General features: G+C 59.3%; 10 protein-coding genes. 4 read left to right on the top strand and 6 right to left on the bottom strand.

All coding sequences use genetic code 11. The features are described from left to right. Positions 1-592 precede the first annotated feature (592 nt). The gene (locus BFL40_RS21345) at positions 593-1,156 is read right to left on the bottom strand and encodes an NAD(P)H nitroreductase (RefSeq protein WP_071485791.1); all 564 of its coding nucleotides are present in this window, start codon (positions 1,154-1,156) and stop codon (positions 593-595) included. Between the two features lie 139 nt (positions 1,157-1,295). Between BFL40_RS21345 and BFL40_RS21340 the strand changes: the two genes are divergently transcribed. Genes BFL40_RS21340 through BFL40_RS21330 form a run of 3 tightly spaced genes read left to right on the top strand, consistent with a single transcriptional unit; the run spans position 1,296 to position 4,919 of the window. Beyond that, the gene (locus BFL40_RS21340; RefSeq protein ID WP_071485790.1) at positions 1,296-2,723 is read left to right on the top strand and encodes a di-heme oxidoreductase family protein; all 1,428 of its coding nucleotides are present in this window, start codon (positions 1,296-1,298) and stop codon (positions 2,721-2,723) included. Positions 2,724-2,754: 31 nt separating this feature from the next. Then, positions 2,755-3,819 carry an imelysin family protein gene (locus BFL40_RS21335; RefSeq protein WP_071485789.1) on the top strand — a complete coding sequence of 355 codons (1,065 nt, stop codon included), beginning with the start codon at positions 2,755-2,757 and terminating at the stop codon, positions 3,817-3,819. A 2-nt stretch (positions 3,820-3,821) separates the two neighbouring features. Then, complete coding sequence (locus BFL40_RS21330; RefSeq protein ID WP_071485788.1) at positions 3,822-4,919, top strand: DUF1513 domain-containing protein; 1,098 nt, start codon at positions 3,822-3,824, stop codon at positions 4,917-4,919. A gap of 122 nt (positions 4,920-5,041) precedes the next feature. Here BFL40_RS21330 and BFL40_RS21325 read toward each other — a convergent pair whose 3' ends face one another. The 5 genes from BFL40_RS21325 to colR form a co-directional block, all read right to left on the bottom strand. Continuing rightward, positions 5,042-5,269, bottom strand: a complete 228-nt coding sequence (locus tag BFL40_RS21325; protein ID WP_071485787.1) for a hypothetical protein — start codon at positions 5,267-5,269, stop codon at positions 5,042-5,044. Beyond that, positions 5,266-5,985, bottom strand: a complete 720-nt coding sequence (locus BFL40_RS21320) for a lipopolysaccharide kinase InaA family protein (RefSeq protein ID WP_071485786.1) — start codon at positions 5,983-5,985, stop codon at positions 5,266-5,268. Before BFL40_RS21320 ends, BFL40_RS21325 begins: the two co-directional genes overlap by 4 nt. 4 nt (positions 5,986-5,989) lie before the next feature. Further along, on the bottom strand, positions 5,990-6,670 hold the full coding sequence (locus BFL40_RS21315) for a class I SAM-dependent methyltransferase (RefSeq protein ID WP_071485785.1): 681 nt from the start codon (positions 6,668-6,670) through the stop codon (positions 5,990-5,992). Between the two features lie 187 nt (positions 6,671-6,857). Further along, positions 6,858-8,138: a sensor histidine kinase gene (locus BFL40_RS21310; protein ID WP_071485784.1), complete on the bottom strand. Its 1,281-nt coding sequence runs from the start codon at positions 8,136-8,138 to the stop codon at positions 6,858-6,860. Beyond that, positions 8,128-8,811 carry a two-component system response regulator ColR gene (gene colR / locus BFL40_RS21305; RefSeq protein WP_010565305.1) on the bottom strand — a complete coding sequence of 228 codons (684 nt, stop codon included), beginning with the start codon at positions 8,809-8,811 and terminating at the stop codon, positions 8,128-8,130. Before colR ends, BFL40_RS21310 begins: the two co-directional genes overlap by 11 nt. Before the next feature lie 201 nt (positions 8,812-9,012). Between colR and BFL40_RS21300 the strand changes: the two genes are divergently transcribed. Beyond that, a complete protein-coding gene (locus BFL40_RS21300; protein WP_071485783.1) occupies positions 9,013-10,962 on the top strand; it encodes an LTA synthase family protein in 1,950 nt (649 codons plus the stop codon). Positions 10,963-10,970: the final 8 nt, after the last annotated feature.

Below are 10,970 nucleotides of genomic sequence, written 5' to 3'. Positions count from 1 at the left end.
GCGCCTGAGATCAAGATCACAAGCAGATCAAAAGCAGAGCACGGCGGCCTGAAAGCCGACCTGAGTGGTGTGGATCAAAAGCCAGATCAACAGCAGTGGGTGTTTTCCTGATGTATGGAGATTAAAAATGTGGAAGCGGGCTTTCTTGCTCCCACATGTTTTATCGCTTTTGATCTACACCACTCAGGTCGGCTTTCAGGCCGCCGTGCTGTTGATCTTGATCTTAGGCGCCCCATTAACCACGCTGGCCGCAAGTAGGCACGGTGGAGCGGGTAAACCGGCAAGGATGCCGGTTTAGCCGCGCTGGGCCAGGGATGGCCCATCGCGGCGACCCGCGCAGCCGTGCCGGAGTGCGGGCACACCGAGCCACAGCGAGGTGCCGAGTGGTGGGGCAAGAGCGTTTTGCTTACTTTTGCGCTGTTCAAAAGTGAGCCGCCGTAAGGGCGGAACCATACGCGGCCGTGACCGCAGCAACGGATATGTACCCAGCGGCCCCGCGACAACCACAAAGCCCAAGCCATAAAACAGATGTGTAGATACCTATGGCCATCGCAGGCAAGCCAGCGCCCACATAAAGCCGTTCTGCGGTGACTTAGATGCCGGGCCAGGCTTGGACAAACGCCGTCAGGTCTTCTTTCGCCGCAGTACGCGGTGGGTTTTGCGGCGTGCCCAGGTAAAGGAAACCAATCACTTCCTCACCTTCCGTCAACCCCAGACCTTTGGCTACGTGGGCCGAGTAGGACAACTCGCCGGTGCGCCACACCGCACCAATCCCCTGGGCGTACGCTGCCAGCAAAATACCGTGAGCTGCGCAGGCGGCCGCCAGCAGTTGCTCGGATTTCGGCACTTTGAAGTGATCCTGCAGACGAGCAATCACCACCACCACCAACGGTGCGCGCAATGGGCCATTCTGGGCTTTGTCGATGGCGGCTTGCGGTGCATCGGCATCCTGCAGGCGCGCGGCTTCGGCCAGCAGTGTGCCCATCTGCTCACGGGCCGCACCTTCCACGGTGAGGAAACGCCAAGGGCGCAACTGGCCGTGGTCGGGCGCGCGCATGGCGGCGGCGAACAGCACGTCGCGCTGCTCCTGGGTCGGTGCCGGCTCCAGCAAACGCGGCACGGAAACACGGTTGAGCAAAGCGTCGAGAGCCTGCATTGGCCACCTCCAGAGAAAAATGTGCGGCCATTCTAGCGGGAATGAATCGGATACCACCAAACGATAATTGCTCTTATTCATTCCTCCCTGCCCTGTTAGACTTTGCGGCCTAATTTTCCGCCATCGTTCAGGAAACTCGATGCTCCGTTCGCTTTTTCGCCTGTCCGCAGCATTGATGGCTTTAAGCCTGACTGCTTGCAATGACGCCCCGCGTTTCACCAAGGCCGAGCCTGGGGAATCGCGAGCCGGCGGCACGACGACGGTGAACAAGCGTGACAAGAACGCGTTTTCCCTGCCCTCGGCCAACCTGGCGGCGACCCGCCGCCTGGATTTCAGTGTCGGTAACAGTTTCTTTCGCAGCCCTTGGGTGATCGCACCGTCCACCACCACCGCGCGTGACGGCCTGGGCCCGCTGTTCAACACCAATGCCTGCCAGAACTGCCATATCAAGGACGGCCGTGGCCATCCACCGCTGCCTGATGCGCCGAATGCGGTGTCGATGCTGGTGCGCCTGTCGATCCCTAACACGCCGGCCTATGCCAAGGCAATCGAACAAATCGGCGTCGTGCCCGAGCCGGTCTACGGTGGGCAACTACAGGACATGGCCGTGCCTGGCGTGGCCCCGGAAGGCAAGGTGCGCGTCGATTACACACCGGTCAACGTCACGTTCAAGGACGGCACGGTGGTCGAGTTGCGAGAGCCGAGCCTGCAAATCACCCAGCTCGGCTACGGCCCGATGCATCCGGATACACTTTTCTCCGCGCGCATCGCCCCACCGATGATCGGCCTGGGCCTGCTCGAAGCCATCAGTGACGCCGATATTCTGCGCAACACCGACGCAAAAACCGCCGACAAAGAAGCCATTGTCGGCCGTGCAAATTGGGTCTGGGATGACGCCCAGCACAAGACCGTACTCGGGCGTTTTGGCTGGAAAGCCGGACAACCCAACCTCAATCAACAAAATGTTCACGCATTCTCTGGTGATATGGGCCTCACCACCTCCCTGAGACCCTTTGATGACTGCACCGACACCCAAGTCGCCTGCAAACAGGCCCCCAACGGCAATGGCCCTGATGGCGAGCCGGAAGTCAGCGATAACATCCTGCGCCTGGTGCTCTTCTATACCCGCAACCTCGCCGTGCCGGCGCGCCGTGGCGTCAACACGCCGCAAGTACTCGCAGGAAAAAACCTGTTCTACCAGGCCGGTTGCCAGGGTTGCCACAAGCCATCGTTCACCACGGCCGCCAATGCCGCCGAGCCTGAACTGGCCAACCAAGTGATTCGCCCCTACAGCGACCTGCTGTTGCACGACATGGGCGACGGCCTGGCCGACCACCGCAGCGAATTCAAGGCCAGTGGCCGCGACTGGCGCACCCCGCCGTTGTGGGGCATTGGCCTGACGCAAACCGTCAGTGGCCACACTCAGTTTTTGCATGACGGCCGCGCCCGTAACCTGCTTGAAGCCGTGCTGTGGCACGGCGGCGAAGCACACGCCGCGCAGCAGCATGTGTTGTCGTTTAATGCCGAGCAGCGGGCTGCGTTGCTGGCGTTCCTGAACTCTTTATAAGCTTTGCCCCACTTACCGAAGGGAGCTCGACATGTTTCGTCCCAAGTTGTTGTTCACCAGCCTGGCCGCCCTCGCCCTCGGCGCCTGCTCGCCCCAGGACCCGCAAGCGGTGACCTCGGCAGCCATCGCCAAGCAAGTGATCCTGCCGACCTACAGCCGCTGGGTTGAAGCCGACCGTCAACTGGCCGTCAGTGCCCTCGCCTACTGCCAGGGCAAGGAAAGCCTGGAAACTGCCCGCGCCGACTTCCTCCACGCACAAAAGGCCTGGGCCGAGTTGCAACCGCTGCTGATCGGTCCACTGGCCGAGGGCAACCGCTCGTGGCAGGTGCAGTTCTGGCCGGACAAGAAAAACCTGGTGGGTCGCCAAGTTGAACAACTGGTCACCGCCCAGCCGCAGATCGACGGCGCCGCCCTGGCTAAATCCAGCGTCGTGGTACAAGGCCTGTCGGCTTACGAATACATCCTCTACGACGCCAAGACCGACGTCGCCGACGAAGCCCAGAAAGCCCGCTACTGCCCACTGCTGGTGGCTATCGGCGAGCGTCAGAAAACCCTGGCCGAAGAAATCCTGGCCAGTTGGAACAACACCGACGGCATGCTCGCGCAGATGACCAAGTTCCCGAACCAGCGCTACGCTGATTCCCACGAAGCCATCGCCGATCTGCTGCGCGTCCAAGTGACCGCGCTGGACACCCTGAAGAAAAAACTCGGCACGCCGATGGGCCGCCAGACCAAGGGCATTCCGCAGCCGTTCCAGGCTGACTCCTGGCGCAGCCAGTCGTCCCTGCAAAGCCTGCAAGCCAGCCTCGCCGCCGCCCAGACCGTATGGGTCGGGGTCGACAACAAAGGCCTGCGTGGCCTGCTGCCATCCAATCAGAAACCGTTGGCCGACAAGATTGATGCTGCTTATGCCGCGGCCCTGAAATTGTTCGCCAGCAACCAGCGCACGCTCAACGAACTGTTGGCCGACGATGCCGGGCGCCAGCAGCTCAACGACCTCTACGACAGCCTCAACGTTGTCCACCGCCTGCACGAAGGCGAGTTGGCCAAGGCGCTGGGCATCCAACTGGGCTTTAACGCCAACGACGGTGACTGATGATGCTCAGGCGACAGGCTTTGGCGGTCGGCAGCGTGCTGCTCAGTGCGATCACTTTGGGTGGCTGGACGCTGTTCAAGCAAAAGGACAAGGGCCCGCTGCTGCTGTCGGCGCGGGATGATGCGGACGGCAAGCACTACGCCGTGGGTTATCACCTGGACGGCAAGCAGGTATTTGCCACCCAGGTCGGCCAACGCTGCCACGACATCATCAATCACCCGACGCTGCCGATTGCACTGTTCGTCGCCCGTCGCCCGGGCACCGAGAGTTACCTGATCGACCTGCGTGATGGCGCGCTGCTGCAAACCATTAGCTCCCACGCCAATCGCCACTTTTATGGCCATGCCGTGATTCACAAGAGCGGTGACTGGCTGTACGCCACTGAGAACGACACGTCCGACCCTGGCCGTGGCCTGCTCGGCGTGTACACGTTTGAAGGTGAGCGCCTGGTGCACACCGGTGAGATCTCCACCCACGGCATTGGCCCGCATCAGGTGTCGTGGATGCCCGACGGCGAAACCCTGGTGGTGGCCAACGGTGGTATTCGCACCGAAGCTGAAAGCCGTGTGGAGATGAACCTCAACGCCATGGAACCAAGCCTGGTGCTGATGCATCGCGACGGCACCTTGATCAGCAAGGAAACCCTGGGCCAGCAGATGAACAGCGTGCGTCATATGGGGATCGTCGGCGATGGCACGATCCTCACTGGGCAACAGTTTATGGGGCCTTCTCAGGAGCGTTCCGAGTTGCTGGCGATCAAGCGGCCGGGGCAGCCTTTTGTGGCGTTTCCGGTGGCGGATGAGCAGTTACAGGCGATGGGGCACTACACCGCCAGCGTGGCGGTACATAGCGAGTTGCGCCTGGTTGCGTTGACTGCGCCTCGGGGTAATCGCTTTTTTATCTGGGACATGGACAGCTTTGAGCTGCGGCTGGATGGGCCATTGCCGGACTGTGCCGGGGTGGGCGCCGTGGCGGATGGCTTTGTCGTCACCTCGGGCCAGGGACGTTGCCGCTTCTACGATTGCCGTCAGAAAGAGTTGATGGCTAAACCGTTGGAATTGCCGGCGGGGTTTTGGGATAACCATCTGCATCTGGTCTGACGTTACTTATTGGATTGGGGGGCATGTCCGTTATTTAGGTAATGGCTGATAGGGACTCCCCCGTCACAGCCAAAAAAAAGGGCCTCGCATCGCAAGGCCCTTTCCCGGGGGTTTGAATCGTTTCAACTCTGTGGCCTCATCCCTTGAGACATTCCAAACAGAAATAACAGCAAATCATGATCAGGCTTCGCCGCCGAACTCGTCTTGGCAACACGCGGCAACAGGCACTGCGCATCACCCTGCACCGCACTGAGAACTTGTGTGCGAGGTTGCTCCCACACAGCCAGGGCCAGGGCTGCTATACCCAACGCACCGACCAGAAACATACCTCGTGCTATTTCTAGCTTCATCTGGTTAAACCCTTGATGGCACTGCCAAACACCGTTTCATAAAAGTAGCTGAGTTTTTCCCAGTCAGTACTGCTCCACGACGAATGGCGACGCAGTTGCCGCATGTCATGGGACGCGGCCCGATGGGCGGTCAAACGTCGGCGAGACTTTTCAAAATCCAGCAGCGCGATGTCCACATTCACCGAATCGCCTTCACCCGTGACCCGTACAAAGATGTGTTTGGCGTACAGGCAACCATGCTGCCAGCGCCCCTTGTGCATACGTGCCAGGGTGCCCGCCAACTCCTTGAGCAAACGCTCATGCACTAATTCGCCGTACTGTTCACGACCGCCTGCGGCGTACCAATTTTCGATCTCGTCGAAACCGTCGAGGGACGCGGTCACCAATAACGCTTTCCATTGGTGCACAGGGTCACGGCGCGCCTCGCAGAACACCAATTCGGGCACCCGTACATCCAACGAACGCATGCCCTTGAGCGCATCAAGCTCGCGCAACACGGTTGGGCGTCCAAACGGGTAGAGCCAACTGCGGTAGATATGGCCGGTCTGGCGTTTGCTGTAGAGCAAGCGGCCGTTAGGGCTTGTCACCCGTTGCACACCGCTTTCACCGCCCCGTCGACGATTGGGCTCCTCGACCCACTCGCCTTGCTGACGCCAGAAAAAATCAAATCGTTTTTCGGGAGCTACATGACTGCCTGCTATGCACTCAACGGCCATCCTGTTACCTCTTACGCAATACATACACTCGCCACATGGCGTAGAGCGGCATGAAGTCCAGGGATTCCTGAACGCGGAAACCGGCCTGCTCGAACTCGGCTTCAACAGTAGCCGCCGGTAACACAAACCGGTTTTGGTAACCGTCCTGCTCACCTTTCTTGCGACGTTGCTCTTCGAGGCGCTTGCGCTTCCAAGCCTTGAAATTACCATCCACCCACAGCGAAACAATGACGCTGTCACGGGTCACACGCTGAAACTCGCGCAGTATTGCCAGCCTGTGCTCCGCATCACCAATGTGGTGCAGCAAGCGCATACAGAAGATGCTGTCGACCGAGTTATCGGGCAAATCGATATCAAAGGCAGAGGTCTGCAAAGGACGTACCCGTTTCACCACCTCTGCCGGCTGGGCGACGGTAGCGACTTTCAACATCGACGCCGAATTGTCGGCACCGATAATCACACGGTTGGGTTTCTCAGCCAGCAATGGCCAGAAACGCCCGGCCCCGCACGGCAGGTCCAATACCAGGCCAGGCTCACCCGCCAGGGCCAGTGCGCCGCGCGCCAGTTGCTCGTCGCGTTTGTGGGATAACCGGCGAGCCAGGTTGTCCTGATGCTTGAGCAAATACTCCTGTGCGTGTTGATCGTCGTACTTTTCAGAAAAATCGAGCTTGATCGGGGTAGGCATCAACGGATCTCCAGTAGCTGATGCCTACAACCTTAAGCAGCAAACTGTGATCAACAGGTCAACCCGTTGTGAAAAACTTGTCCTGTCCAGCCCCATACATTTCAAGACTTTACGGAAACAAACGATGGCATGCGGCCATCTTCGCCGAAAAAAGGGGATCTGCCGCAGGATAGCGGCAGGGTGGGGGTCAGGGTTTGACTTGGCTCAACTCGACATGAAAACGGCAGCCATTGGGCTCCATGGTGCTCAGGCTGACACTCCAGCCCTGGCTCTCACAGATGCGCTGCACCAGTGACAAACCTAACCCTAGGCCCTCACCACGCTTTTCGCTGCCGCGTACAAAGGGCTCGAACATCGCTTCACGCTTGTCTTCGGGAATGCCGACGCCGGAGTCTTCCACCACAAAACCACTGGGTTCGAGGGTCAGGCGGATAAAGCCCTGTTCGGTGTAATGCAAGGCATTGCGCAGCAGGTTGCCCATCACCGCATGCAAGAACGTGGTGTTGTAGCGGGTACCCAGGGGATTACCTGGCTGGTAGATCAATTCGAGGCCTTTTTGCTCAATGGGTTCGCGCCAGATCCCGAGCAAGTCATCGGCCACCTGCGTCAGGTTGACCTGGGGCGACATGGCAGCATCATCGTGTTTGGCGCGGGCCAGCATCAAGAAGGTTTGCACCAGTTCGCGCATCTCTTCGCAGGCACGGGCGATTCGCTCCACTTGATTGCGGCCGCGTTGATCAATGGCCGGGTTTTCCAGCAGCAGTTCACATGAACTGGCCAGCACCATCAACGGCGTACGCAATTCGTGGCTGACGTCGCTGGTAAACAACTGTTCACGGGACAATGCCTGACGCAAGCGGCCCAGTGTGGCGTCGAAGGCCACGGCCAGTTCGCCGACTTCATCGGCCGCATAGTCCGGCGCCAGGGGCGGCGCCAGGCCTAGCAACTGGTCACGATGACGGACCTGGCGGGCGAGACGCACGACCGGCGCCATCACCTTACGCGCCAGGACCCAACCCAGGAACACCGCAAGCGCCAGGCTCAGCACGAAGCCCACCAGCACTACGGCGAATAGAACGCGCTCGCGCTCTTCGAAATCGCTCTGGTCTTGCAGCAATACATAACGCCGCCCATCAACCACTTCGACCATGCCGTGGTACGACAGTGACTCGCGAAACACCTCATGAAAGCCTGGCTCCAAGTGCCGCAAATCCTTGGGTAGCTCGAAATCCCCAGGCCCGCCGCTGAAATAGAACAGTTGGTCCGGCTCCGGCCGGTGGTGCCAATCTTCGACGCTGTCCATCAGCAGCAAGCGTTGCAAGTCGCCGCCCAGGCCTGCCGAGATCAGCTTCTCTTCCACCAGGTGCACGGTCGCAACGATGCCCATGGCGAAGGCTCCCGCCACCAACGCGCTCATCAAGGCGAAGGCAATGATGATCCGCTGGGCAAGGCTTTGCTTAAACTCCATCACGGCCCTCGGCCAGGCGATAACCCACGCCGTGTACCGTTTGCAGCAGTGGCTTGGCGAAGGGTTTATCGATCACTTGGCGCAATTGGTGAACATGGCTGCGCAGGCTGTCGCTGTCCGGGCAGTCATCGCCCCACAGAGCTTCCTCGAGAATTTCCCGGCGCAGCACGTGCGGGCTTTTCTGCATCAAGACCGCCAGCAATTTCAGGCCCACGGGGTTGAGCTTGAGCAATCGCCCTTCGCGGGTGACCTCCAAGGTATCGAGGTCGTAGTGCAAATCGCCGACTTGCAGGGCACGGCGACCGCCACCCTGGGCACGGCGCAGCACGGCTTCAATGCGCGCAGCCAATTCGGACAAGGCAAACGGCTTGAGCAAATAATCATCGGCGCCGGACTTGAAGCCCTGCAACCGGTCATCCAATTGATCGCGAGCGGTGAGCATGATCACCGGCGTGTCGCGGCGTGCGTCTTCACGCAGGCGTTTGCACAAGGTGTAGCCATCGATGCCGGGTAGCATAATGTCGAGCACGATCAAGTCGTAATGTTCGGTGGCGGCCAGGTGCAGGCCCGACAAACCGTCCTGCGCACAGTCCACGGTATAGCCTTTTAGCCCCAGGTAATCGGCCAGGTTGGCCAGAATATCGCGGTTGTCTTCAACCAATAAAATTCGCATGGGCAGTGTCTCCGTACGCGGTAACGGCCGTGTTGGCAGGCGCAGCTTAAGGCCAAGCGTGGCTCGCGGCTAGGCCTGAGAGCCTTATCGATTAAGGTTTTCAACTGATTTGTAGCTACAACGAGTTTTTCACTATAGCTTCACACACTGACGACAGCGCCGGGACGAAAATCGCCGCTGAACAATATAAGGAATAGGAACATGGGGTTTCTCAAAACAGCGCCTATGCGTTATCTGCTGCTCGTAACCGGCGCATGGCTGGCTGTGTTCCTGCTCACCCGCAGCGTGTTGCTGATTACTCACCTGGACGAAGTCGGTGGCAACCTGCTGCCGGTGTTTGGCATCGGTTTACTGTACGACCTGGGCTTCCTGACCTATGCGGCCTTGCCGCTGGGGCTGTATTTGCTGCTATGCCCGCCCGCACTATGGCGCCGCCGAGGCCATCGCTGGTTCCTGCAAGTGGTGCTCACCGTCAGCCTGTTCACGATGCTATTCACTTCAGTTGCAGAATGGCTGTTCTGGGATGAGTTCGGCGTGCGCTTCAACTTTATCGCCGTCGACTACCTGGTGTACTCCAAAGAAGTGTTGAACAACCTGCTGGAGTCCTACCCGATCGGCAAGCTGCTCAGTTTGTTAGCGATGCTGGCGATTGTGTTGAGCCTGGCCCTGCGCAAGCCGTTTAATGCTGCGATGAACGCGCCTCTACCGCCAATGCGTGGCCGCTTGTTGAATGCTCTAAGCCTGTTAGTGGTCGCCGGCCTCAGCCTGCAACTGATCAGCCAGAGCAGCCCACGCGCCCAGGGCGGCAACCCCTATATGAACGAACTGGCGAGCAATGGCCCGTATCAGTTTTTCGCCGCCTTCCGCAATAACGAACTGGATTACACACAGTTCTACAAAAGCCTGCCAACCGACGTTGTCGCCAAACAACTGCGCGCGGAACTCAGCGAGCCCAATGCACGCTTTATCGGCACGGACCCGCTGGATATTCGCCGCGCTATCGACAACCCAGGCACATTACGTAAACCCAACATCGTGCTGGTGACCATAGAAAGCTTCAGCGCCAAATACATGGGCAGCAATGGCGATGAAAACAACCTGACGCCCAACCTCGATGCCCTGCGTAAACAAAGCCTGTACTTCAATAACTTCTATGCCACCGGCACCCGTACGGACCGTGGCCTGGAAGCGATCACATTGGCGATTCCACCCACGCCTGGCCGCTCTATCGTCAAGCGCATTGGCCGTGAGAGCGGTTTCGCCAGCCTCGGCCAACAACTCAGCGCCATCGGTTACGACAGCGTGTTCGTCTATGGCGGGCGTGGTTACTTCGACAATATGAACGCGTTTTTCAGTGGCAACGGCTATCGTGTCGTCGACCAGAGCAGCGTGCCTGAAGCAGAAATTTCGTTTAAGAACGCCTGGGGCATGGCCGATGAAGACCTCTACCGGCAAACCCTGAAACTGGCCGACGCCGACTACGCCAAACAGCAGCCTTTCTTGCTGCAACTGATGACCACCTCCAACCATCGCCCTTACACCTACCCGGACGGGCGCATCGATATCAAGTCAGGTAAAGGTCGTGACGGCGCAGTGAAATACACCGACCACGCCATCGGTGAATTCCTCGAGGCCGCACGCCAGAAACCCTGGTTCGATAACACGATTTTCGTGTTCGTCGCCGACCACACTGCCGGTAGCGCAGGCAAGGAAGACCTGCCCATCACCAACTACCAGATCCCACTGTTCATCTATGCACCCAAGCTGATCGAAGCTCGGGAAAACGCGCAACTGGCCAGCCAGATCGACCTTGCGCCGACCTTGCTGGGCCTGATCAACCTGAGCTACGAGTCGACCTTCTTCGGCCGTAACCTGTTGCAAGACAACCCGTTGCCTCCGCGCGTGGTCGTCGGCAACTACCAGTACTTGGGATTGTTTGACGGCAAGGACCTGGCGATCCTCAGCCCGCGCCAGGGTCTGCGTCGTCACAATCAAGCCTTGGGTGAGAGCCAGGAGTTACCGGTGGGCAGTGATGACCCGTTGATCCAGCGCGCAATCACTTATTACCAGGCCGCCAGCTATGGGTTCAAACAGCAATTGCTGAGCTGGAAGCCGCCAAAGGAAGCCGCTCCCGCCATCAGCGTACGCTGACAGTCCCA

It is taken from the genome of Pseudomonas costantinii (assembly GCF_001870435.1).
In the GTDB taxonomy this organism is placed as follows: domain Bacteria; phylum Pseudomonadota; class Gammaproteobacteria; order Pseudomonadales; family Pseudomonadaceae; genus Aquipseudomonas; species Aquipseudomonas costantinii.
Note: the sequence above shows the minus strand (reverse complement) of the source record. Positions and strands in the feature narration are given on the sequence as shown.

Excerpts from the sequence above, each read along its gene's own strand:
- BFL40_RS21345 (WP_071485791.1), bottom strand. The coding sequence starts at position 1,156 with ATGCAGGCTCTCGACGCTTTGCTCAACCGTGTTTCCGTGCCGCGTTTG.
- BFL40_RS21340 (WP_071485790.1), top strand. The coding sequence starts at position 1,296 with ATGCTCCGTTCGCTTTTTCGCCTGTCCGCAGCATTGATGGCTTTAAGC.
- BFL40_RS21335 (WP_071485789.1), top strand. The coding sequence starts at position 2,755 with ATGTTTCGTCCCAAGTTGTTGTTCACCAGCCTGGCCGCCCTCGCCCTC.
- BFL40_RS21330 (WP_071485788.1), top strand. The coding sequence starts at position 3,822 with ATGCTCAGGCGACAGGCTTTGGCGGTCGGCAGCGTGCTGCTCAGTGCG.
- BFL40_RS21325 (WP_071485787.1), bottom strand. The coding sequence starts at position 5,269 with ATGAAGCTAGAAATAGCACGAGGTATGTTTCTGGTCGGTGCGTTGGGT.
- BFL40_RS21320 (WP_071485786.1), bottom strand. The coding sequence starts at position 5,985 with ATGGCCGTTGAGTGCATAGCAGGCAGTCATGTAGCTCCCGAAAAACGA.
- BFL40_RS21315 (WP_071485785.1), bottom strand. The coding sequence starts at position 6,670 with ATGCCTACCCCGATCAAGCTCGATTTTTCTGAAAAGTACGACGATCAA.
- BFL40_RS21310 (WP_071485784.1), bottom strand. The coding sequence starts at position 8,138 with ATGGAGTTTAAGCAAAGCCTTGCCCAGCGGATCATCATTGCCTTCGCC.
- colR (WP_010565305.1), bottom strand. The coding sequence starts at position 8,811 with ATGCGAATTTTATTGGTTGAAGACAACCGCGATATTCTGGCCAACCTG.
- BFL40_RS21300 (WP_071485783.1), top strand. The coding sequence starts at position 9,013 with ATGGGGTTTCTCAAAACAGCGCCTATGCGTTATCTGCTGCTCGTAACC.